Source organism: Cystobacter fuscus (genome assembly GCF_044360685.1).
Taxonomy (GTDB): Bacteria; Myxococcota; Myxococcia; order Myxococcales; family Myxococcaceae; genus Cystobacter; species Cystobacter fuscus_C.
The window spans coordinates 9,477,352-9,499,205 of record NZ_CP043491.1; the positions used below are offsets into that span (position 1 = coordinate 9,477,352).

Below are 21,854 nucleotides of genomic sequence, written 5' to 3' on the forward strand. Positions count from 1 at the left end.
GCTTATTCCTCCTCCCCCTCGGGGAAGTACTTCTGGATGGAAAAGGGCTGGTGTCGCGGCCCGAGCAGGATGCGGGCGTAGGCCGCGGCTTCCATCCGGCGAAGGCCGAAACGAGAAGCCAGTTCCTCCGCGGCCCGCGTCCGGGGCACACCCGCGAGCATCGGCAGGGCCTGGTCGGCCGGTGCCAACAACTCGAAGGCCAGGCGGTCCGCGCGATGCTCCACCGCGTCCACCTTCCCCGAGCAGATGGCGCCCGAGGGATCCCGGTCCATGAGCCGGACCTGAACACCCAGGGGAATCCGCTTGAGCATGGCGGACAGACCCTCCCGGGGATTGGGCTCGCGCTCTCCATCCAGCACCGGAAGGATCGACTCTCCGAGAGCCGCCAGGGCATTCATTCGCGGCAGGAGATGATCGAGGACGAAATGGGCCACCTCGTGCGCCAGGGTGAAGCGCCGCACCTCCGCGGTGTCCCGCGCCTCGCAGAAGATGAACCCCCGCCCCCTCTTCGCCACCATGCACCCGTGGATTTGACGGTCCTGGTCCGGGACTTCGATCCGCAAGTTGTTCCTCTGGACCAGCCAATCGCGAACCTGGTGGCAGGTGAGCCCCGGAAGCGGCACGAGGGAGACAGGAAGGTAGATTTCCACCTCGTCCGCCAACTCACGAGGGAACACCGTGGCGGGGGGGAGCTTGCTGGCCTTCACCGCCTCATCCAGCCATCCGCTCCTCATTCATCCACCTCGCCGTCATCGTCGGAACGGTCCCGCGCCGCGAGCAACGTGGACCCGTTCGAGGACACCTGATCCTTGTGTTTCGAGAACGCATCCAGGGACTCCACGCGACGGATGAGCCGCACCAGGGGAAGCGGCGCCAGATTGAAGCGGTCCGTGATGAGGCACAGATGCTCGGCGAACCGGTCCTCTTCCGGCCGGCGGCAGAGCGCCAGCCAGTCGAGCGTCTCGAGCGAGCAGCCCAACTCCGCCGCGAGCTCCTCGGGCGACTTGCCCTCGAGCCGATGCGCCATCTCGAAGATGTAGCCGAGCGTCCACACGTGCTCCTGGCTCTTGCGGACCGCGGGCTTCAGCCACTCAGGCTGGGTCATCGGAGTCCTCCTTTCCTAAACGTTCCAGTACCTTCATGAGCCGATCCCGATGCCGCTTCACTTCCCGCCGCATCTCCTCCGGCGAGGAGGGGTCCAGCCCCAGCGCCCGTGCCAGGACCTCGGTGGAGCTCTCCCCACTCAGGATCAAGCGGAGGACAGCCAGGTCCCTTTCACTCAGGCGCTTCTTCAGCCGCTCCACCGCACGGGATGCCTCCACGAAATTCTCTAAAATATCCTTCGAAGGCGTCTGCCAAAGTTCGACAGAGCTCGCATAATTTCCCTCGCGCCGGGTCCGCGAGTCCCCTGACTTGAGCAAATCCCGCACCCGATGCTTCGCCGCCTTGGTGAGGTAGGTCACCAAACGACCCTTGTTGGGGTCATACTGGCTGGGAGCCTCCACATAGGCGTAGAGCACGTCGATGACGGCGTCGTAGGCTGTTTCCTCGTCACACTTCAGGTCATGCCGCACGAACCCCTCGATCTGCTTGGCGACCGCCTTCAAGAGATCGACCAGGATCAAGGGATCCTTTTGAAGCGCCCGAGCGTGCAGCTCCCGCTCATCTATCGGAGGAACTCGACTCATCCCCTCTCCTCGGCGGGCCGCGTCAGGACCCGCGCTCTCCGTGTGTGTGTCCATCCCTTCGGAACCACACCAGGGAGTTCGACGGGCACGTCACCCGACCTGACGTGAGAGGTTGATCGATGCCCGGAGGGGAAGTCCATACTCCTTTGGAGGTAGTCCGCCGTGGCAATCACCCCGCCCTTCGTGCGTAGGCTCTGGGAGGGGCCTCGCGTCACCGCCCAAGGAGCCGTTGACCATGAAGAAGCTGCTGGTGTTCGTCGTGCTGCTGGCCGCCGGAGCCGGAGCCGCGTACCACTTCGGCTACCTGGATCGCCTGGGGGCATGGTGGCCCCGGACACGGCTCATCCCCAAGGATCCGGCGCTGCTGGCCTACTTCGGGCCGGACACCCGCGAGCTGATGCTCGTGCAGGCCACCGAGCTGGACTTCCGCCTCTCGGGCGAGTCCCGGGAGAAGTTCGAGCGGGAGGTGAAGGACTTCCAGACGAAGACCGGGATCGACACGCGCCGGGACGTGGACGCGCTCGCCTCGACCCTGGGGCTCGGCGTCGTCCGGGGATATTTCGACTGGAGCCGGCTGTCGGGCTACCTCCAGTCCGAGGGCTACACGCTCACCGAGCTGGGAGGAGTGCCCGCGGCGACGAAGCCGCAGGCGGCGGACCTGGCCCTCGATGGGCGCTACCTGCTGATCGGCCCCCAGGGCGAGCTGGAGCGAGCCCTCTCCCGCAAGCGGCGGGACCAGGGACTCGGAAACGACAGTCCCCTCGTGAGGGCCCTGGATGAGATGGGCTGGAAGCACGCCCTGGTGGGCGGCATGGTGTCCGGCTCACCGGCGTTGGCCCTGACGGGCGCCGTGGGCCCGCAGGTGCACTCCCTCCTCGCCACGATCGACCCCACTCCGGAGGGAATCGAGCTGCGCGGTACCGCCGACGCTGGCAGCAAGCTCAAGGCAGAGGTGCTGCGGGCCTCCCTGGAGGTGATGCGCAAGACCCTCCTGCTGGGAGCCGTCCTGGACTCGAGCCCCGAGACGCGCCCCCTGCGCGACGCCCTCGATGCGGCCACCCTGGAGAGCGATGACCAGGGACGCGTACGCGGCACCCTCCGCCTCCCCGCCACCCTGGCGGATGAAGCCTCCGCGAGCCTCGCCCGCGCCCAGCTCCCCTCGGCGCTCCAGAGCCTGGGCCAGCCCTTCAAGAACGAGGACCCCACCCCCTCCGGACAGTCCTCCGCCGCCCCCTCACCGCCCGCGTCCACCCCCGCGCCCGTGGCCACCGCCGCGGCGCCCGTCACACCAGACTGGAAGCCTCCCGTGCTCGGGTTGATCCTGCTGGTGGTCGCGCTGGTGACGATGAGCGCCAAGACGCGCCCGGGCATGTTCAACGTCCTGTTCCACCCGCTCTTCCTGCTGCCCTTCCTCGTCACGACGATGGGCGTGTTCGTGTTCCGGTGGACGGGCCACGCGGGCGGCGCGTTCGACGTGCTCGCCCTGCCCATGCCCGAGTGGCACCGCTTCCTCTCCTTTCCCATCACCCAGACCCTGGCGCTGAGCGCCGCGGTCCCCCTGATCTTCGCCCTGCTCTCCGCCCCGGTGAAGTGGCTGCGGCGGTTCGCGGCGGGACTGGGGGTGGGCTTCAGCGCCTGGCTCGCGGTGCAGGCCTTCGCCCACCCGGCCGTGCCACTGATTCCGCCGGCCTACACGCTGTATTGGTATGCGGGCAACGCGCTCGTGGCACTGCTCCTGGCGCGGCTCACCCTTCCTCCGCGCCGGGCAGCCAGTGGGCGAGCGTCACCCGCCCGCGCGCGGCCAGCCTCCTGACTCACCAGCGCGCATGCACCAGCGGCCGGATGCGCCGGTCGTAGACCGAGCGGACCGCCGCCAGGGTCTGCTCGGACAGGGGAGGCAAATCCGCCGCGGCGGCGTTGGCCTCGGCCTGGGCCGGGTTCCTCGCACCGGGAATGACGCAGCTCACCGCCTCCTGCATCAGGATCCACCGCAAGGCGAATTGCGCCATGCTCGCCCCCTCGGGCACGAGCGGACGCAGCTCCTCGACCGCCTCCAGGCCCGTCTCGTAGGGCACGCCGGAGAAGGTCTCGCCCACGTCGAAGGCCTCGCCCTGGCGGTTGTACTGGCGGTGGTCGTCGGCGGCGAAGCGGGTGTCCCGGCGCAGCTTCCCCGTCAGCAGGCCGCTGGCGAGCGGCACCCGGGCAATCACCGCCACATCGCGCGCCAGCGTCTCGGCGAACAACGTCTCGGCCGGCTTCTGCCGGAAGATGTTGAAGATGATTTGAATGCTGGCCAGGTGGGCATGCGCCAACGCCCGCCGGGCCTCCTCCACCGTCTCGACGCTCACGCCCCAGTGGCGCAGCTTGCCCTGACGCACCAGTTCCTCGAGCGCGGCGAACGTCGCGTCCTGGGAGTAGACGGCGCTCGGAGGGCAATGCAGTTGCAGCAGATCGATCCGGTCCGTGCCGAGGTTGCGCAACGAGCGCTCGACGAAGCCCGTCAGGTGGGCAGCGTCATAGCCCTCGGCGACGTGGGGGTTGAGCCGGCGTCCGGCCTTGGTGGCGATGTAGACGCGCTCGCGGCCATGAGCCTTCACCGCTCGCGCCACCAGTTGCTCGCTGCGGCCATCGCCATAGACGTCCGCCGTGTCGATGAAGTTGATGCCCCGATCCAACGCCGCGCGGACCGTGGCCACCGCCTCGTCCTCGGAGACCGAGCCCCAATCCGCGCCGAGCTGCCAGGCCCCCAGCGCGACCTGTGAAACCTGCCAGCCAGTACGGCCAAAACGGCGGTAGTGCATCCTCACCCTCCCGTGTCGACGGTCTTCGAGCCCACCTCGGGGGTGGGGGGCGCGGGTCTAGAACGGAGGACGCCGAGAGGACCAGTCACATCCGTGGAGGCCGTTCACCAGGATGCAACCGGACGGCATGGCCTCCAAACGCCAAACAACCCGCCCATCCAGGTCGTAAAGCCGGTATAGCTCCCGTCGCACGACGAGCGCCGGAGCACGCCCATGCAGATCACCACCTGGTTCATCGCGAAAGAAGACGAGGCGGAAGCGATCGCGTCGATCGTCACCACCGAAGAGCACGCTCCCGAGGAGTGGACCTTCATCGAATTCCCTCTCATCGAGATGGAGTTGATGGCGCTCTCCGCCGCCCTCCGGGGAGCGGAGAGCGTCTCGGGCCAGTCCACCATGGAAGAGCCCCTCGTCTTCGATGAAGGGGGGTTGATCGTCGCCCGCGTGGTGGACTCCTTCATCCAGGCGTTGGCCCGGATCGCCACCGGAAGCGAGCCCGCGCTCGCCGACGTCTGGGCCGAGAAGATGGACCGCGACCACCAGGAGCCCGAGAAGCTCCATGCCCTCCTGGCGAAGCTCGCGGGCTTCGCGCGGCAGGCGATCGAGCGCCGAAGCCCGGTCCTGTCGCTCGTGACGTTCTGAGCCGTCAGGAGTCCACGCCAGCGGCGTCCGTTCCCCTCCACCTTCGGAGGCACCCCCATGACCCGCGACCCGAACCAGTCCGACGCCCCGGCCCGTCCCCGGGGCTATGAGCAGGTGGACCGGCTCTCCGTTCCCCTCCCCCACGGTACCGAGGTCACCACCCGCGTGGAGCGGCTGGCCGGAGAGCGCCGCATCCCCCAGGGCGTGGTGGGCCGCGTGGCCCGCGCCCGGGACGGTGGCTTCGACGTGCAGATCGTCGGCGTGGGCGAGCTCTGGTACGCCCGGGACGAGCTGGTGCCGCGCAAGCCGGGCCAGCTCCAGTTCGCCCTGCGCCGCGCCGCCACCTGGGACGCCCTGCGCCCCTGCGTGGTGCTGGAGACCGTCGTGGGCTCCCTGGCCTGGGGCCTCGCCAACGAAGCCTCCGACGTCGACCTGCGCGGCGTCTTCGCCCTCCCCCTGCCCTGGCACTTCGGCCTCGCCGACAAGGCGAAGGATCTGGTCAGCGCGGATGGCAGCCATACCTTCTGGGAAGTCTCCAAGGCGGTGGAGCAGGCGCTCCGGGCCGATCCCAACACCCTGGAGACGCTCTTCGTCCCCAGCGCCCGTGCCACGGACGTGCTGGGCGAGTGGCTGCTCGCCGAACGCGAGGCCTTCGTGTCCAAGGCGATCTTCGGCAGCTTCGGCCGGTATGCCATGAGCCAGCTCGACAAGCTCACCCGCAGCCAGCGGCTCGCCGAGCACCGGGATCTCGTCCTCGCGTGGTTGTGCGAGGAGCCCGCGCCCCCGCTCGACGAGGTGTCCCGGCGGCTCGCCGCCATCTCCCCGCGCACCGCCCCCTCGCCCGAGGACGCGCTGCTCGCGGCCAAGACGTACCTCAAGCAGCTCTACCGCTCGCTGTGGGATCAGGGTCTCATCGAGTCCAACGACTTCGCCGCCCTCACCCGCTATGCGCGCGGAGGCGGACAGCGGCCCCCCAGCGCTCGCGAGCTGCGGCCGAAGAACGCCTACAACCTGCTGCGGCTGGTGGTGCTCGCCACCGGGTGGCTCAAGGACGGCGTGCCCACGTTCGAGGTGTCTGGCGCCATGAAGGCGCGCCTCTTGGAGATCAAGTCGGGACAGGTGGCCCTGGAAGACGTACTGCGAGACGCCGAGGCGCTCGCGCCGGAGTTGGAAGAAGCCCACCGCACCAGCACCCTGCCCGCGTTTCCCGACTACGCGCGCGCGGACCGGCTGCTGCGACGCGTGGGGGAGGAGTTGGCGCGACGCTGGGTGCTGAAGGAGCCCGGGCCGCTCGGCCGTGATGCCCCGGCACCTCCGGCCGTCGAGGACAAGGAGGACGCGTCATGACGCAGGACTTGCTGACGGAACACCAGCTGCGCGTGGCCTCGCGCGTGCTCGACGAGGAAGCCGCGCACCGGTGGCACCTCGTCGTGAGCCTCACGGGGGCCCATGCGTATGGCTTCCCCTCGCCCGACAGCGACCTGGACCTCAAGTGCGTCCACGTCACGCCCACCTCGCACCTGCTCCGTCTGGAGCCGCGCCCCTCCTCGCCCACCGAGCGCCTGGAGATCGTGGAGGGCGTCGAGGTGGATTACTCCTCCAACGAGCTGGGCGCCGTGCTCACCGGCGTGCTCCAGGGCAATGGCAACTACCTGGAGCGGCTGCTCGGCGCCCACCCCCTCCGGGGCTCCAGCGAGTTGGAGGCCCTGCGTCCCCTGGTGCGGGGCGTCCTGTCGCGGCGCCTCCACCGGCACTACCGCGGCTTCGCCCAGAGCCAGCTGCGCGAGTGGGAGAAGACGGGCTTTCTCTCCACCAAGAAGCTCCTCTATGTGCTGCGCACGGCGCTCACCGGCACCCATGCGCTGCTCACTGGCGAGGTGGAGGCGGACCTCACCGTGCTGATGGACCGCCATGGCTTCGCCGAAGCGGGAGAGCTCGTCCGCTGGAAACGGCGCGGCGAGCGCAGCGAGCTGTCCGAGGCCCTCTCCATGAGCTGGCGCGACAAGGTCGGCCGGGCCCTCGAGCAACTCGACGCGGCACGGGAGCGCTCCGTTCTTCCCGAAGAGCCCCGGGAGAGCGGCGCGCTGGAGGCGTGGTTGCTCGAGCTGCGACGCTCGCGGTGGTGAGGGGCCAGTGGCAGTGAAGTGAGGCACGGCGCTAGGCTCGCGCGCCGTGCCCCTCGATCCCCTCGACCTCGCCGCCACCCCCGAGCGCCTCCACGCCCTCGCGGAGGCCGGCGTGCTGTCTCCCGCGGCCCTGGAGCAGGCCTCGCTGCGCGCCGTGGCCACGCCCGGCCCGGCCGCCTGGCGGCGATTCCTGTCCACCGTGCTGCTCGGCTTCGGCTCGCTGCTGGTGCTCTCCGGCGTCATCTACTTCTTCGCCTTCAACTGGCAGGCCCTGCACCGCTTCGGGAAGCTGGGGCTGGTGCTGGCCGCCATCACCGCGGCGTGCATCGCCGCGTGGCGGCTGGGCGAGGGACTCGCGGGACAGTTCGCCCTGCTCTTCGCCGCGGTGCTCGTGGGCCCCCTGCTCGCCATCTATGGACAGGCGTACCAGACGGGCGCGGACCCCTATGGCCTGTTCCTCGGGTGGGGAGTGCTCATCCTGCCCTGGGTGGTGCTCGCGCGCTTCAGCCCCTTGTGGCTGTGGCTGCTGCTGCTCGTGGATACGGCGCTCACCCTCTACTGGGACCAGGCCGTCGACTGGAATGGCACATGGCTCCTGCTCACGCTCGCGGGAATCAATGGCGTGGCCTGGGTCGCGCACGAGGTGCTCGCGAGACGAGGCGTCGCCTGGCTCCAGGGACGCTGGTTGCCGCGAGTCCTCGCGATGATGACGATGCTGCCCCTGCTCGGCCCGTCGGTGATGCTGGCGGCCTCACCCGAGAGAGCGGACCCCGAGGAACTCCTGGCACTCGGCTCGCTCGTTGGAATCATGGGCGCGGTGTACCTCTTCCACCGCCGGATCCGTCCGGAGCTCTTCCTGCTCACCCTGTGCGTCCTGAGCGTGGTGATCCTGATCACCACCTTCGGGGGAAACCTGCTGTTCGATGCGGACTTCCTCGACTCCATGATCGCCTTCTTCGGGCTCGGCCTGCTCGTCATCGTCCAGGTGGGGCTCGCGGTCTGGTGGCTGCGTGCCGAGGCACGTGAGGGGGAGGAGACATCGCCATGACCTTCAAACCCTCGCTTCGAGCGGTCCTGCCTCCCGAGGTCCAGCAGCCAGCCCGAGACATGCTCCTGGTGCTCCCCGAGACCCAGCGCGACACGCCCTGGTTCGTCAACGTCCTGGCCGGACTGGGCGCGTGGGTGGCATCCCTGTTCCTGGTGATCTTCCTCTCGATGTTCCTCCTGGACGACAGCAAGGCAGGCGCCATCGTCATGGGGCTCGTCATCACCGCGGGAGCGGTGTTGCTGCGCCACGTGAACTCCCATGTCTTCATCACCCAGCTCGCCCTGTCCGCCGGGCTGGCCGGCCAGGGATTCTTCCTCGTGGGCGTGGGAAACATCTGGAGAGATGGGGAGGCCATCGCCCTCGCCGCGCTCCTCCTCCAGCTCGTGCTCCTCGTCGTCTATCCGGACACCCTCCAGCGATTCCTGTCCGCGCTGTTCGCCGGCCTCTCCCTGCTGTACCTGCTGCGAGAGCAGGCCCCCCCGGTGGTGGCGGACGTGGCCCTGGTGGGGCTCACCGCGCTCACCCACGTGCTCCTGCTCCAGCAGGGCAGGCTCCAGGGCCGAGCCAGGGTCGCTCCGCTGGTGACACCCACGGTCTTCGGACTCGTCACCACCCTCTTCTTCGTGCTGCTCATGCGCACCTGGTTCCAGGGCTTCTACCGGGACATGCTCGATCGCGATGGCTTGGAGTTGCCCGCGAGCGTGCTGACACTGGGACTCGCCGCGGTGACGCTGTACTCGGCCTGGCGCGTGATGGAGGAGACCCAGGCCGGACCAGGAGGCGCCGCGGGCGTGACGGTCTTCGCCGCGCTGGCCCTCACGGCGCTGCTCACCTTGAACACCCCCGGCGTCATCGCCGCGGTGGGCGTGCTGATGCTGGGCTTCCACCGGCGCAACGCCGTGCTGCTCGGCCTCGCCGTGCTCTTCATCCTCGTGTTCGGCGTGAGCTACTACTACGACCTGCACATGTCGCTGCTCGCCAAGTCGCTCGCGTTGCTGGGCAGTGGGCTGCTCATGCTCGGCCTGCGGCTGTTCATCGCCCGCCGCTTTCCCGTGGCCGGGGAGGCCCCATGAAGCGCACCCACGTCATCTTCGGTGGACTCACCCTGGTGGTCGTCGCCCTGGTGGTGCTCGTCACCGGCAAGGAGCAGCTGCTCGCGCGGGGCACGCCCCTGTTCCTGGAGCTCGCTCCGGTGGATCCCCGCTCGCTCATGCAGGGCGATTACATGGTGCTCGACTACGCCGTCAGCCGCGAGGCCCGCCTCTCCGAGGACAGGCCGGTGGAGGACGGGCGGTTGGTGCTCCGCAGGGACGAGCGGGGCGTGGGCCACCTCGTCGGGCGCGAGGAGTCACAACCCCCCGGGCCCGGGGAGATGTGGCTGCGCTTCAAGGTGCGCAGGGGCCGCGTCCGTCTGGGCGCGGAGTCCTTCTTCTTCCAGGAGGGGCATGCCGAGCGCTACGCCCAGGCGAAGTACGGCGAGCTGCGGGTGGCCGAGGACGGCTCCAGCGTCCTCGTGGGCCTGAGGGACGCCGACCTCAACCCCCTGGGAGGCGGTCCCTTGTCCACGGGCCCGGACGCCCCGTGACTCACTTGCGCGGAGCCGGCTGCGCCGCCTCGCCCGGAGCCAGGACGAAGATGCTGTCGAGCCGGATCTCCCTCGGGGCGCGCGGCGCGTCCACCTGGTAGTCGAAGTCGAACACCGCCCGCACCTGGAGCCCGGCTGCCCGGAACAGCCGCCGCGCCTGCGCGAGGTCATACGTGCGGAAGTGCCAGTGCGTCTCGATGAGCAGATCCTTGCCGGGCCCGGTGATGCGCAGCCGGTTGCGCATGGCCGAGCGCCGCAGCTTCCGGTCCGGCAACCCCTCGTGGGTGTTGCACACCACCGTGTCCTCGCCGAGCCGCTCCACCCAGCGCTCGCGCTCGGCCTTGTCGCGCTCGTAGTCGGTGAGGTGGAAGCCCAGCACGTAGAGGCCTCCGGGCTTGAGCAGCCGCCGCGTGCCCTTCAGGTGCGCGAGCGCCGCCTTCTCGCTGTCGAGGTAGCGGAAGGTGGACACGAGGTTGAAGGCCAGGTCCATCTGCCCCTCCAGCTCCGGCTGGAAGAACTCCTCCATGCGCGACAAGTGCAGCCGCACGCGCCGGCGCTGAGCCGGGGACAGGCGGGCACGGGCATGGGCCAGCATCTTCTCGGAGATGTCGTAGCCCACCACCTGGAAGCTCCGGCTCGCGGCCTCGGCCACCAGGCGGCCCGCGCCGCACGCGGGCTCCAGCCAGCGCTTGCCGCCCGTGCCGTAGCGGCGGCTCACCTCGGCGAGGAAGTCCACCTCGCGCGCGGTGTCCGTGCCGAAGATGGCCTCGTAGTACTCGGGATGGTCATACCAGTCGGACAGTCGTTGCATGGCTCAATGCCCCGGGAACTCCGCCACCCGCGCCAGCGCGAGCATCAACACCAGGCCCAGCATCAGGGCCACCAGGTTGCGCGCCTTGTTGTCCTTGCCGTGCCGGTTCACGTGCGGGAGCAGATCCGTCACCGCCACGTAGAGGAAGGTGCCCGCCGAGAAGGCCAGCGCCCGGGGGGCGAGCGACTCGAAGCGCAGCACCGCGTCGAAGGCGAAGTAGAGCACCGCGCCCACCGGCACCATCAGCCCGTAGAGCATCGCGAAGGTGAGGATGCGCGAGGTGCTCTTGCCCTCGGCCTTGAGGATGGAGGCGAGCGACAGGGACGAGGGCACCTTGTGCGAGGTGATGGCCATCAGCGCCATCAACCCCACCCCCTCCTTCACCGCCGAGCCCAGGGCGATCCCATCGAAGAGCGTGTGTGTCGACAGGCCGAGGAAGGCCGTCAGGCCCAGCGTGTGCCCGTGCACGTGCTCCTTGCAATCGGCCGGCTCCTCGCACGCGTGCGTCAGCACGTAGCGCTCCAGCACCATCAGGAAGACGAAGCCCGCGGGCACCAGCGCGAACGCCCAGAAGCCTCCGCCGACATAGGCCTCGGGGAGCATGTGGAAGAACGCCGCTCCGAACATCACCCCCGCGGCGAACGCCAGGAACGTCACCAGCCGCCGGGGCGTCCGGGTGAGCACCACCGCCAGCGCCCCCACGAGGGCGCCCAGCAGGATGATCAGCGAATAGAGCGTGAGAGATACCGCGAGAGGCATGGGGGAGCCGACACCTAGCACAGATCGGCGCCACCGGAAGTCATGTGCCCGCGGATGGCCTGGCCCCCTCGCGCCGCCCCCTCACCGCGAGTTCAGGAACGAGAAGGCTCGGGCAGGGCGGGCCGTGCCGGCTCCTCGGGCGGCTTCGGCGCGGGCGCGGGCGCGGCGGCCAGCGTGCGCGCCTCGGTGCGGGAGATGGGCAGCCACTCGGGCCGCCCGCGCAGGAACAACATCAGCTTCTCGCGCACCAGGGCACGCACATCGAAGAGGACGCTCGGGTTGGCGCTCACCAGCACGCGCACCTGCATCGTGCGGTCCAACACATCCTCCACCACCAGGGTGGACACCCTGCCATCCCACAGCTCCTTGGCCTCGTTGCCCAGGATGCGCTGGAGCTCGGCGCGCAGCGCGTCCATGTCCGTGGTGAAGTCCACCATCAGCCGCACCACGCCCAGCATGCTCGAGCCCCCCTTGCTCCAGTTCTGGAAGGGCTTGTCGAGGAACTGGGAGATGGGAATCACCATCCGCCGCTCGTCCCACACCTTCACCACCACGTAGGTGAGGGTGATTTCCTCCACCGTGCCGAACTCGTTCTCCACCACCACCTGGTCGCCAATGCGGATGGGCTGGGTGATGGACATCTGGATGCCGGCGAGCAGCGAGGAGATGGACTTCTGCGCCGCCAGACCGATGACGATACCGGCGATTCCCGCCGAGGCGAGCAGCGACACGCCCACGTTGCGCACCAGCTCGAACTGCATGAGCAGCAGCGCGGCGGCGATGACGTAGGTGGCCGCCTCGAACACGGAGCGCAGCACCGCGAGCTGGGTGCGCAGCCCCCGCGCCCGCCCGGCGTCCTTGCCGCTGTGGGTCACCGTCTCCTGGACGTACTCCGCCGTCACCCGGAGGAAGCGCAGCAGGTACCACGCCACCGCGATGATGAGCAGGGAGATGAACAGGTGGCCGGTGATGCTGCGCGCCGTGGGCGGCAACAGCAGCGCCTGCATGCCCACCGCCCCGAGCACCGTGAAGCACAAGAGCTTCAACGGGCCCCGGCCCGCCGGCACCAGCGCGTCATCCCAGGTGATGCGCGTCCACTGCGCCAGCCGCCCCATCACCTTGAGCGTCACGCGCTCGATCACCACCGCGAGCAGCGCCGCCCCCACCAGCGTCACCAGCACCCCCAGCCACTGCCACGGCTCCAACCCCAGCACCGAGCGCGCGAACAGCCCCGCCGGCAACTCCTCGCCCAGCAACACCGGGCCGTACTTGGCATAGAGCGGCTCGATGGCCTTCACCGTCCCCTCGCTGAAGACCCACACCCGACCACCTTCGGGGACAGGCAGGCGATTGAGTCGGATGGGGTAGAGAACGTCCCCCACGGGGATGGCGTCGATCTGATCGAAGCGGGCGTTCTCCGGGTCGCCCTCGGGCTCCTTGCTGAGGCTGGCCAGGGCGGTGGGCGCCAGCTTGTGGTCCAGGACGAACTTGAGCTGGCGCGCCAGGCGGGCCCCCTTCTCCTTCTGCTCGGCGGGGGGGATGAAGTCGAGGTCCAGGTAGTGCGAGGCCAGGGCGTAGTCGCCCCGGTGGACCGCGTCGGAGAAGCCGTTGGCGGCGGCATAGGGCGTCTGCCGGTTCACCGTGGAGGGAGGATCCCCCAGGCCGGTGTTGTTGAGCGCCCAAGCATTCCACGACAGAAGCACGGACAAGCACAGGCTCACAGCAGTCAAGGCGCGAGACATGGCGACTGTTTGCGACACCCCTCGTTGCCCGGCAACCTCAATGTGCTGGCGGCCTGCTCGCCGTCCGGGCTACTGGACGAAGCGCCCCCACGCTTCTCGTGCTTCTCCCTACCAGTGGGAAAACCTTGGAGCCCCCTCAAGGGGTAGGATACAAGGGCCCCCCAGGAAGAGGCCGCCGTGCAAGAGAAGCGAAAGATCCTCCTCATCGACGACAGCGAGATCACACTCGCCATGGAGAAGGCCGTGCTGGAGGCGCGCGGCTATGAAGTCATCGCCACGTCCACGCTGATGGAGTTCGAGAAGACGCTCCAGACGTGGAAGCCGGACCTCATCCTCACGGACATCCACATGCCCGAGGCCAAGGGCACCGACATCTGCCGCACGTTGAAGAACGAGTACGGGACGCAGGACATCCCCATCATCCTCTTCTCCAGCCTGCCGGATGACGAGCTGGCCAACCTGGCCGAGCAGGTCGGCGCCGACGGCAGCCTGTCCAAGGGCAACGGCCTGGAGGCGATGGGTGAGAAGATCGACGAGCTGGTGCAGAGCATCATCTGGTGACGCGGTGAGACGGCTCGTCCCCGCGCTCCTGGTGCTGGCGGTCCTCGGCGCGTGCTGGCGCAAGGCGCAGTCCACCGAGCCCCCCGCGAGCCCCCCGAAGCAAAGCCCCCAGGAGGCCTCCAACGAGCGCCCCCAGGACTCCACCGCCCCCGGCGCCGTGCTCTTCATCTCCGCGGACCTGCGCGGCTACCTCGGCCCCTGTGGCTGCAGCGAGAACATGCGCGGCGGCATCGCGCGCGCGGCCTTCCAGGTGCGCGAGGCCGGCAAGGGCCCCCTGCCGGTGCTGTACGTGGACGGTGGCGAGAGCCTCTTCGGCTCCCCCACGCTCAAGCCGGAGCAGGTGCCCCAGGAGGAGCGCAAGGCGCGCGCGCTCGCCGAGGTCTTCAAGGACATGGGCCTGGCGGTGCGCGCGGTGAGCGAGCTGGACAACGTGCGCGGCGCGGCCTTCCGGCAGGGGCTCGGCCTGCCGGAGCTGCCCACCGGTGGGGTGAAGGTGCTGGCCGCCGGAGCGCGCAAGGTGGGCGTGGTGAGCGCCTCGGACGCGGCCGGGCTCAAGCGCGGTGACGCCCAGGCGCGTGCCCAGGGTGCCGCGTTCGTGGTGGGCCTCTTCCAGGGCACCCTGCCCGAGGCCCAGAGCGCCGTGGCCTCCGCCGAGCCCGGCGTGGATCTGGTGGTGGCCACCCACACCGCCTCCGAGTTCGACGGCGAGCAGAACACCCTCACCCGGGACGCGGTGCCGGTGGTGGGCCTGCAGAGCAAGGGCCGCTCGCTCCTGCGCGTGGACCTGGCCTACGGCGCGACGCCAGGCCGCTTCACCCCGCAGCGCTCCGCGCAGGAGGCCGAGAAGGAGGTGGCCTCCCTCGAGCGGCGCCTGGCGCTGCTGGACTCGGAGATCAACCTGCCCGGCGTGGACCCCCAGCTCAAGGCGCTCAAGCAGAAGAAGCTCACGGAGCTGGTGGAGCGCCGCCAGGCCCTGCTCACCGCGCCCGTGGCCACCGGGGGAGACACCGATACCTTCACCGTGCGCTTCGTCCCCCTGGAGTCCACCCTGCCCTCGGACCCCTCCGCCGAGGCGGTGGTGAAGGCCTACGACGCGGACGTGGGGAAGATGAACCTGGAGTGGGCGCGCGAGCACGGCCAGGACTGCCCGGCGCCCTCCAAGGGCGAGGCCGCCTTCGTGGGCAACGCCTCCTGCGCCGAGTGCCACGAGGAGTCCTTCCCGGTGTGGAACGCCTCCAAGCACCACGAGGCCTGGAAGACGCTGGAGCACGTGGGCAAGCAGTACCACCTCAACTGCACCGGCTGTCACGTCACCGGCTGGGAGCGCCCCGGCGGCGTGTGCCGCCTGGACAAGGTGGCCGGCCGCGAGAACGTGGGCTGCGAGAGCTGCCACGGCCCGGGCTCGCGCCACGCCGAGGACCCCTCCCCCAGCAACATCGTCGCCCGGCCGGGTGAGGCGGTGTGCGTCACCTGTCACAACCGCGAGAACTCGCCCCACTTCGACTTCGCCACCTACCTGCCCCGCATCCTCGGCCCCGGACATGGAGCCGCACAGACAGTGAAATGATGCCCGCCCCACACGTCCGGGCGGTGCGTTTCTTCCCGCCCCCGGCATCCAGGGCGAGAATGGCCTGTCTGGATGCTTGTTGGAGTAACACGCGAAGCATCGAATTCTCGAGACCCCCATCATCCGGCCCTCCCGGCAGCCGGCATCCTGGTGCCCATGCAGTCCTTCAGCCTGCTCCTCCTGGTCCTCTCCGCGGCGCCGCAGCCGCCGAGTGATTCCCCGCCGCAAACACCTCCCGCCGTGGAGGCCCGGCCGGCCGACCCCGAAGACAAGCCAGTGCTCGCGGGCCCCGCCCAGGACGTCGACCCTTCCGCGGCCGAGGACACCGAGGGGCTGGAGGACGAGTCGCTGGAGCTCGAGGAGATGCGGGCCCTGGAAGGTGCCACGTTGGATCCCGGGGCCCGGCCCGACGCCGAGGTGCTCCAGTCGCTGCGCCGCCTGGGGGTGGCCAACCCGCTGCGCCTGCGCATGCTGGATGCCCTGGAGGAGCCCACCTTCCGCGAGGACGAGGCGAGCACGGAGCTGCCGCGCATCACCGACCTGTCCACCTTCGACGTGGCGCTCGTGCAGGCGCGCTACGACATCCCGGTGGAGATGCAGCCGCTGGTGGCTCAGTACATCCAGTTCTTCCAGGGGCCGGGCCGCAAGTGGTTCCGCAAGTGGGTGAGCCGCTCCACGCGCTACCTGCCGGCGATGCAGCCCATCCTCGAGTCGCTGGGGCTGCCGCGCGACACGGTGTACCTGGCGATGATCGAGAGCGGCTTCTCGCCCAGCGCCTACTCGTGGGCGCACGCTGCGGGCCCCTGGCAGTTCATCGCCAGCACGGGCCGCCAGTACGGCCTGCACCAGGACTTCTGGGTGGATGAGCGCAAGGATCCCATCAAGGCCACGTACGCCGCGGCGCGCTACCTCAAGGATTTGCACGCGGAGCTGGGCCACTGGTACCTCGCGTGGGCGGGCTACAACACGGGCAGCGGCCGGGTGCGCCGGCTCATGGAGCGCCACGGCACGTCGGACTTCTGGGCCATCTCCGCGGAGAAGGGCCTGGCGACGGAGACCAAGCACTACGTGCCCAAGCTCATCGCCGCGGCGCTCATCGCCAAGCACCCCAGCGCCTTCGGCTTCGCCGAGGACGAGTTCGTCTACGAGCCGCCGCTGGCCTTCGACGAGGTGAAGCTCACCGAGGCGGTGGACCTGGACGTGATCGCCCGCGCGGCGGGCGCGAGCGTGCTGGAGGTGCAGGAGCTCAACCCCGAGCTGCGGCGCTGGTGCACCCCGCCCGCGAGCGCGAAGAACCCCTACACCCTGCGCCTGCCCCAGGGCACGCGCCAGCGCTTCACGGAGAACTTCGCCCAGCTCGCGGCCAAGGATCGGCTGGCCTTCCGGGTGCACCGGGTGAGGCGCGGGGACACGCTGTCGCAGATCGCCCTCAACTACGGCACGGCGCCCGAGGCCATCCTGCAGATGAACCAGCTCAAGAGCCTGCGCACGCTGCGGGTGAACTCGGAGCTGGTCATCCCGGTGCCCGTGGGCCGCCCGAGCAAGGAGAGCACCACCGAGAGCGCCCTGGCGCGCAAGGTGGCGCAGGCGCGGCGCAGCGGCGTGACGGTGCCCCGCCCCGAGGACGAAGTGCCCGCGGGCACGCCTCGCGGCCCCGTGGCCGCCGGTCCCATCAAGACGGAGGTGATCGGCGGGCGCAAGCGCATCACCTATGGCGTGCAGTCCGGCGACAGCCTGTGGGCCATCGCCCAGCGCTTCCAGGTGGCGGTGGACGACGTGCGCAAGTGGAACAACCTCTCCGTGCGCGCGAGCAAGCGCGCCCTGAAGGTGGGCTCGGTGCTGTACGTCTGGCCGAGCAACACGCCCGCCCCGGTGGTGGAGCGCGCGGGCACCGTCGTCGCCGCCCAGAAGGCGCCCACGGGCCGCACCGGCACCGTGCACTCGCTCGCCGCCGGCGAGTCCGTGTGGAGCGTGGCCCAGCGCTACGGCATCACCGTCGAGGACATCAAGCGCTGGAACCACATCACCGACACCAGCCGCCTGCCCACCGGCCTCAAGCTCACGGTGAGCGCGCCGTAGCACCCAGGCGCGGGCGGGGGCGCCGTCCCCCGCCCCGGAAACTCACCCCTGCTCGAGCAGGTTCTTGAGCTCGCGCACGCGGCGGGTGATGTGGTCGCGATCCAGCCGGCGGAAGCTCTCCGGGAGCAGCTCGCGGCTGGTGCACTCCTGCACCGCCACCAGGTTCTGCAGCTCGATCTCCAGCGGGTAGCTGGGCGGCACGAAGTCCTCGAAGACGGCCTTCAGGTCCTCCACGGTGGCCTGCTCCCGCCCTTGAGCGAGCGCCCGGAAGCGCGTGCGCACGAGCACCGCCTCCATGTCGGCGCCGCTGAGCTGGCGCGTGCCCGTGGGAATCAGCTCGGAGATGGAGGGCACCTCGAGCTTCAGGCCCGTCTTCTTCTGCATCACCTTGAAGAGCTCCTCCCGCTCGGCTTCCGTCTCCGGATAGAAGAGCGCGAGGTGCTCCTCGGCGCGGCCCTGGCGCTTCAAGTCGATGGGCAACAGGTCCGGCCGCGCCGTCATGAGGAACCAGACGATCTTCCCGCGGTACACCGTGTTGCCCATGAACGAGGCGATGGAGCCGAACACGCGGCTGCTCGTGCCCGAGTCTCCGCCCGAGTCGCGGTTGCCGAGGAACGTGTCCGCCTCGTCCACCATCACCGCCACCGGCCAGAGCGCCTTGAGCAGGTTGAAGATCTTCTCCAGGTTGCTCTCGGTGACGCCCTGCCACTGGCTGCGGAAGTTGAGGAACTTCACCACGGGGATGCCAATCTCCCCGGCGAAGCACGACACGAGGAACGTCTTGCCCGTGCCCACCGGGCCGCTCACGAGGTAGCCCATGGGCATCACCTCCATGCGGCCCTTCTTCAGGGCATTGGCCGCCCCGCGCAGCATCTCCTTGGCCTTGGCGTGGCCCGCCACCGCGTCCAGCGTGTTCACCGGCTCGATGAACTCGAGCAGCCCGTGGCACTCGGCCTGGATGAGCTCCTTCTTCTTCTCCTTGAGCTGCTCGGTGGTGATGCGGATGCCGCGCTCGAGCGCCTCGGTGAGCACCCGGTCCAGGTTGATGCGCGACAGGCCCGCCGTCATCTTCGCCAGGGCGGCCAGCGGCACGTCCGACACCGCCGCGAGCTTCTTGCCCTCGAGCTTGTAGCGCACGTACTCCAGGCGCTCCTCCTCCATGGGCAGGGGCAGCTCCAGGGGCGCCACGTAGGGGTTGCGCGAGAGGCGCGGGGAGATGTCCGCCAGGTTCTCCGCCAGCAGCACCACCGACACGTCCCCCGCGAGGAACTGCGGATCGTGCGCCCACTTCTCCAGCGTGGCCAGCACGAAGCGATCCTCGGCCGACAGGTGGCTCATCTCCCCGCCGGGCACCAGCGTCTCGGCGAAGTCGATGATGAGCGCGAGCGAGCGGCCCTCGCTCAGGCGCATGCGCAGGAAGTTCTCGAGGATTTGCAGCGCCCGGGCCGGATCCCTCGGCAGGCTCTTGGCGTAGTCGGTGCCATAGAGCGCGTCGTAGCTGGCCATGGTGCGCTGCAGCTCCTTCTGCGTGTCCGGCGAGGAGGAGCGGATGCCCGAGGAGCGGTCATAGAAGAGGACGTGGTCGCGCCCGCCGAAGAGCTCCTCGGCGAGGAACGTGCGCAGGGTGCCAAAGCCCCGGCTGCCGTCCTCCTGGGTGAGGGGCTGCAAATCCCTCACCGCCCCGTAGAGCAGGAAGGTGTTGACCGTCTTCGTGTAGTACTTCTGGGCGAGCTTGCGCGCCCAAACGGGCAGCTCCGCGAGCGGATCCGCCGCGTCCCCCTTGCGTGCCTTGGTCACGGACATGCCTCTCCGGCCCCTCGTCGGGGCACTCGCGCCCTCCCCCCGAGAGGAAGGGCGCCTGTGTTCTGATGGCGAGGACTACCTACAACCGCGCTGCTTCTTCAGCCGCTCGTTCACCCGGTTGGCCTTGGGCGCCACGCGCACGTCCACATCGTCGTAGCAGCGCAGCTTGAGGCTCACCTGCGTCACACCGGACGGCAGACGCACCAGCGCGGGCGTCTGGCCCAGCTCCTTGCCCGCGGCGACGATGGTGGCACCGGACGGGGAGGACTGCACGTCGACCTCGAAGGTGTCCGGCTCCAGCCGCAGCTGGACCTGGGTGGGCTTGCCGTCCGTGCCCAGGCGGACGTTCTGCCGGGCCGGCTTGAAGCCGGGGGCGCTCGCCTCCACCACCACATCCGTGTCCGCCGACGCCTCCCCCACGTAGATGGAAGAGGAGCCCTTGGCGCGCACCACCTTGCCATCCACCTTCAGCTCCGCGTCCGGAGGCTGGGTGACGACGAGCATCTGCGCCGTGCGCGCCTCGCGCTCCAGCTCCACCGGGACCGACGTGGGATCCGTGCCCTTGGCGATCTCCACGCTGCGCGTGAAGGGCCGGTAGCCCTCGGCGCTCACCATGAGCACCGCGGGACCCGCGGGCACCTGCGTGAACAGGGGACCCTTCTCGGGCACGGGCAGGTCCGTGCCGTTGAAGCTCACGCGCGCCTTGGCCTGCACGCCGGCGGGCAGTTCCATCATGAGGTAGCCCGTGGGGGCCGGCCGCAGCACCAGGTAGCCTACCACGAGCAGCACCACGAGCCCCACGCCGGCCAGGGCCGCCACGAGCGGCGGGCGGGTGGCGGGAGGAGCCGCCGTCTCCACGTTGCGCACGGAAGCGACGGGGTGCGGCTTGGGCGCGGTGGCCGGGCGCGCGGGAGCCGGGGGCGCGGTGTCCGGGGGCGCGGTCAGCAGCAGCTCATCCGTCCGGTCCTCCGGGGGCGGCGGCGCCACCGGCGGCGGCGGCCGGGACGTCACCGCGGGCATGGCGGCCAGCGAGGCCCGGGGCGGCATGGCCGGCTCATCCGGCCGGCTCACGCGCGGCAGGCCCTCCATCGTGTTGCGCGCCTGGCGGGCCACGGTGGTGCTCTCCGCGCCGGAGGGCGCGAGCGACGGAGCCGGCCGCGCGGGAGGAGGCAGGCTCGCCGTGAGCCGCGGCAGCGACGGGCGCTGCAGGGGCTGCTCGGTGATGACGGGGGCACGCGGCACCTCGACGGGCGTCACCGTGCGGCCCGGCCCCACCAGCCCGGGCTGCGTGTTCGGCTCGTCGTCGTCGTCGACGTAATCGGACTCGGGGCCCATCACCTGCGTCGCCCCGGTCTCCTCGCGCGGCTTGAACGGCGCGGCCACGGGGGCCGCCGTCAGCTTGGGCATGGAGGCCAGCGTGGGCGAGCGGCGCACCGCTCCCGAATGCGGCCCCCCGGAGGGCTGCGCCGCCTGCGGCACCACCGGCATGCTGGTATGCGACGGCACGGGCGGCGCCGACGGCGTCCCTCCCTCGATCGCGCTCAGGATGCTCTCGGGAGCGGCGATCTCCGCGTACTCCTGCAGCCGCTGCTTCTCGCGCTCCACGTCCTCCGCGAAGGTGGACTTCATGTACTGCATGAGGTCCTTGCGGCTGAAGATGGACTCGGAGGTGATGAGGAAGCGCTGGAGGTCATCTCCCAGCTCGTTGGCGTACTGGTAGCGCTCGTCCACGTCGCGCGCGAGCGCCTTGAGGACGATCTTCTCCAGCGACTCGGGGATGCGGCGGTTGTAGGCGCTCGGCGGCACGACCTCGGCCTTGCGCACCTTCTCCAGCACGCTGAAGTCGCTGTCGCCCACGAAGAGCCGCTCGCCGGTGAGCATCTCGTAGAGGCACACGCCGATGGCGAAGATGTCCGAGCGCCGGTCCAACGGCAGGCCGCGGATCTGCTCCGGGCTCATGTAGCCGAACTTGCCCTTGAGGATGCCCGCCTGCGTCTTGGTCGCCTTGCCCGCCGCCTTGGCGATGCCGAAGTCGATGACCTTCACCTCCCCCTCGAAGGAGATGAGGATGTTCTGCGGCGAGATGTCGCGGTGGACGATGTTCATGTCCCGCCCCATCCCGTCCTTCTTGCGATGGGCGTAGTCCAGGCCCTCGCACATCTTGGACACCACGTAGGCCACGAGCGGCACCGGCGCCGGCTCGCTCTTCTTGCGGCCGCGGTCGAAGATGGCCCGCATGTCCTTGCCGGGGATGTACTCCATCGCGATGAAGTAGTTGTTCTGGATCTGCCCCAGCTCCTCGATCTTCGCGATGTTGGCGTGATTCAGCTGCACGCTGATCTTCGCCTCGTCGATGAACATCGAGATGAACTCGTCATCCTCGGCGATGTTGGGGAGGATGCGCTTGATGGCGACGAGGCGCTCGAAGCCGCCCGCGCCGAACATCTTCCCGCGCCACACCTCCGCCATGCCTCCGATGTTGATTCGGTCAAGGAGGAGGTATTTCCCAAACGGGATGGGTTGCCGCTTCGGTTGAGTGGTCGTCACGGGCGCACGAGGCTCGGGGGGTTCGGGACTGGAGCCTATCGACCGCCCATCCACAGGGTCAACCGCGCGTGACGTTCCCCCTCCTGGCGGCACCA

At 69.6% G+C, this 21,854-nt stretch carries 19 protein-coding genes; 10 read left to right on the top strand and 9 right to left on the bottom strand.

The genetic code is table 11. The features are described from left to right. Positions 1–2 precede the first annotated feature (2 nt). From F0U63_RS38810 to F0U63_RS38820, 3 genes are read right to left on the bottom strand one after another with little or no spacing between them, the layout of a single operon-like run. Entirely contained in the window at positions 3–734 is a 732-nt protein-coding gene (locus F0U63_RS38810; RefSeq protein WP_395838253.1) for an ImmA/IrrE family metallo-endopeptidase, read from the bottom strand. Beyond that, positions 731–1,105, bottom strand: a complete 375-nt coding sequence (locus tag F0U63_RS38815) for a hypothetical protein (protein WP_395838255.1) — start codon at positions 1,103–1,105, stop codon at positions 731–733. Before F0U63_RS38815 ends, F0U63_RS38810 begins: the two co-directional genes overlap by 4 nt. Next, positions 1,092–1,688, bottom strand: a complete 597-nt coding sequence (locus tag F0U63_RS38820; protein WP_395838257.1) for an RNA polymerase sigma factor — start codon at positions 1,686–1,688, stop codon at positions 1,092–1,094. The genes F0U63_RS38815 and F0U63_RS38820 overlap by 14 nt, the downstream gene beginning before the upstream one ends. Before the next feature lie 235 nt (positions 1,689–1,923). Here F0U63_RS38820 and F0U63_RS38825 point away from each other — a divergent pair, with 235 nt between their 5' ends. Next, a complete protein-coding gene (locus F0U63_RS38825; RefSeq protein ID WP_395838259.1) occupies positions 1,924–3,501 on the top strand; it encodes a hypothetical protein in 1,578 nt (525 codons plus the stop codon). Between the two features lies 1 nt (position 3,502). Here the strand turns inward: F0U63_RS38825 and F0U63_RS38830 are convergent, their stop codons facing one another. Further along, positions 3,503–4,489, bottom strand: a complete 987-nt coding sequence (locus F0U63_RS38830) for an aldo/keto reductase (protein ID WP_395838261.1) — start codon at positions 4,487–4,489, stop codon at positions 3,503–3,505. A 213-nt stretch (positions 4,490–4,702) separates the two neighbouring features. Between F0U63_RS38830 and F0U63_RS38835 the strand changes: the two genes are divergently transcribed. Genes F0U63_RS38835 through F0U63_RS38860 form a run of 6 tightly spaced genes read left to right on the top strand, consistent with a single transcriptional unit; the run spans position 4,703 to position 9,890 of the window. Next, a complete protein-coding gene (locus F0U63_RS38835; RefSeq protein ID WP_395838262.1) occupies positions 4,703–5,131 on the top strand; it encodes a hypothetical protein in 429 nt (142 codons plus the stop codon). 57 nt (positions 5,132–5,188) lie between these two features. Further along, positions 5,189–6,478 (top strand): DNA polymerase beta superfamily protein, encoded by a 1,290-nt coding sequence (locus tag F0U63_RS38840; RefSeq protein WP_395838264.1) that lies wholly within the window; start codon positions 5,189–5,191, stop codon positions 6,476–6,478. After that, positions 6,475–7,257 carry a DNA polymerase beta superfamily protein gene (locus tag F0U63_RS38845; protein WP_395838266.1) on the top strand — a complete coding sequence of 261 codons (783 nt, stop codon included), beginning with the start codon at positions 6,475–6,477 and terminating at the stop codon, positions 7,255–7,257. Before F0U63_RS38840 ends, F0U63_RS38845 begins: the two co-directional genes overlap by 4 nt. A gap of 46 nt (positions 7,258–7,303) precedes the next feature. Beyond that, entirely contained in the window at positions 7,304–8,305 is a 1,002-nt protein-coding gene (locus F0U63_RS38850; protein WP_395838268.1) for a DUF2157 domain-containing protein, read from the top strand. Continuing rightward, on the top strand, positions 8,302–9,378 hold the full coding sequence (locus tag F0U63_RS38855) for a DUF4401 domain-containing protein (RefSeq protein WP_395838270.1): 1,077 nt from the start codon (positions 8,302–8,304) through the stop codon (positions 9,376–9,378). The genes F0U63_RS38850 and F0U63_RS38855 overlap by 4 nt, the downstream gene beginning before the upstream one ends. Further along, on the top strand, positions 9,375–9,890 hold the full coding sequence (locus F0U63_RS38860; RefSeq protein ID WP_395838272.1) for a GDYXXLXY domain-containing protein: 516 nt from the start codon (positions 9,375–9,377) through the stop codon (positions 9,888–9,890). The genes F0U63_RS38855 and F0U63_RS38860 overlap by 4 nt, the downstream gene beginning before the upstream one ends. Position 9,891: 1 nt before the next feature. Here F0U63_RS38860 and F0U63_RS38865 read toward each other — a convergent pair whose 3' ends face one another. The 3 genes from F0U63_RS38865 to F0U63_RS38875 all read right to left on the bottom strand — a co-directional run bounded on the left by F0U63_RS38865 (position 9,892) and on the right by F0U63_RS38875 (position 13,202). Continuing rightward, the gene (locus F0U63_RS38865; RefSeq protein WP_395838274.1) at positions 9,892–10,701 is read right to left on the bottom strand and encodes a class I SAM-dependent methyltransferase; all 810 of its coding nucleotides are present in this window, start codon (positions 10,699–10,701) and stop codon (positions 9,892–9,894) included. A gap of 3 nt (positions 10,702–10,704) precedes the next feature. Beyond that, positions 10,705–11,460, bottom strand: a complete 756-nt coding sequence (locus F0U63_RS38870; RefSeq protein WP_395838276.1) for a ZIP family metal transporter — start codon at positions 11,458–11,460, stop codon at positions 10,705–10,707. 92 nt (positions 11,461–11,552) lie between these two features. Beyond that, positions 11,553–13,202, bottom strand: coding sequence for a mechanosensitive ion channel family protein (locus F0U63_RS38875; protein ID WP_395838278.1), 1,650 nt, complete (start codon positions 13,200–13,202; stop codon positions 11,553–11,555). A gap of 177 nt (positions 13,203–13,379) precedes the next feature. Here F0U63_RS38875 and F0U63_RS38880 point away from each other — a divergent pair, with 177 nt between their 5' ends. The 3 genes from F0U63_RS38880 (at position 13,380) to F0U63_RS38890 (ending at position 17,409) form a co-directional block, all read left to right on the top strand. Beyond that, positions 13,380–13,763 carry a PleD family two-component system response regulator gene (locus F0U63_RS38880; RefSeq protein ID WP_002626817.1) on the top strand — a complete coding sequence of 128 codons (384 nt, stop codon included), beginning with the start codon at positions 13,380–13,382 and terminating at the stop codon, positions 13,761–13,763. Between the two features lie 4 nt (positions 13,764–13,767). Continuing rightward, positions 13,768–15,330 (top strand): multiheme c-type cytochrome, encoded by a 1,563-nt coding sequence (locus tag F0U63_RS38885; protein WP_395838280.1) that lies wholly within the window; start codon positions 13,768–13,770, stop codon positions 15,328–15,330. A 156-nt stretch (positions 15,331–15,486) separates the two neighbouring features. Next, the gene (locus F0U63_RS38890) at positions 15,487–17,409 is read left to right on the top strand and encodes a LysM peptidoglycan-binding domain-containing protein (protein WP_395838282.1); all 1,923 of its coding nucleotides are present in this window, start codon (positions 15,487–15,489) and stop codon (positions 17,407–17,409) included. 42 nt (positions 17,410–17,451) lie between these two features. Here the strand turns inward: F0U63_RS38890 and F0U63_RS38895 are convergent, their stop codons facing one another. Together F0U63_RS38895 and F0U63_RS38900 are read right to left on the bottom strand one after the other, a co-directional pair. Beyond that, positions 17,452–19,206 carry an ATP-binding protein gene (locus tag F0U63_RS38895; RefSeq protein WP_395848492.1) on the bottom strand — a complete coding sequence of 585 codons (1,755 nt, stop codon included), beginning with the start codon at positions 19,204–19,206 and terminating at the stop codon, positions 17,452–17,454. An 81-nt stretch (positions 19,207–19,287) separates the two neighbouring features. Further along, positions 19,288–21,759 carry a protein kinase gene (locus F0U63_RS38900; protein WP_395838284.1) on the bottom strand — a complete coding sequence of 824 codons (2,472 nt, stop codon included), beginning with the start codon at positions 21,757–21,759 and terminating at the stop codon, positions 19,288–19,290. Positions 21,760–21,854: the final 95 nt, after the last annotated feature.

Coding starts and splice junctions, on each gene's coding strand:
- F0U63_RS38810 (WP_395838253.1), bottom strand. CDS start 734: ATGAGGAGCGGATGGCTGGATGAGGCGGTGAAGGCCAGCAAGCTCCCC.
- F0U63_RS38815 (WP_395838255.1), bottom strand. CDS start 1,105: ATGACCCAGCCTGAGTGGCTGAAGCCCGCGGTCCGCAAGAGCCAGGAG.
- F0U63_RS38820 (WP_395838257.1), bottom strand. CDS start 1,688: ATGAGTCGAGTTCCTCCGATAGATGAGCGGGAGCTGCACGCTCGGGCG.
- F0U63_RS38825 (WP_395838259.1), top strand. CDS start 1,924: ATGAAGAAGCTGCTGGTGTTCGTCGTGCTGCTGGCCGCCGGAGCCGGA.
- F0U63_RS38830 (WP_395838261.1), bottom strand. CDS start 4,489: ATGCACTACCGCCGTTTTGGCCGTACTGGCTGGCAGGTTTCACAGGTC.
- F0U63_RS38835 (WP_395838262.1), top strand. CDS start 4,703: ATGCAGATCACCACCTGGTTCATCGCGAAAGAAGACGAGGCGGAAGCG.
- F0U63_RS38840 (WP_395838264.1), top strand. CDS start 5,189: ATGACCCGCGACCCGAACCAGTCCGACGCCCCGGCCCGTCCCCGGGGC.
- F0U63_RS38845 (WP_395838266.1), top strand. CDS start 6,475: ATGACGCAGGACTTGCTGACGGAACACCAGCTGCGCGTGGCCTCGCGC.
- F0U63_RS38855 (WP_395838270.1), top strand. CDS start 8,302: ATGACCTTCAAACCCTCGCTTCGAGCGGTCCTGCCTCCCGAGGTCCAG.
- F0U63_RS38860 (WP_395838272.1), top strand. CDS start 9,375: ATGAAGCGCACCCACGTCATCTTCGGTGGACTCACCCTGGTGGTCGTC.
- F0U63_RS38865 (WP_395838274.1), bottom strand. CDS start 10,701: ATGCAACGACTGTCCGACTGGTATGACCATCCCGAGTACTACGAGGCC.
- F0U63_RS38870 (WP_395838276.1), bottom strand. CDS start 11,460: ATGCCTCTCGCGGTATCTCTCACGCTCTATTCGCTGATCATCCTGCTG.
- F0U63_RS38875 (WP_395838278.1), bottom strand. CDS start 13,202: ATGTCTCGCGCCTTGACTGCTGTGAGCCTGTGCTTGTCCGTGCTTCTG.
- F0U63_RS38890 (WP_395838282.1), top strand. CDS start 15,487: ATGCAGTCCTTCAGCCTGCTCCTCCTGGTCCTCTCCGCGGCGCCGCAG.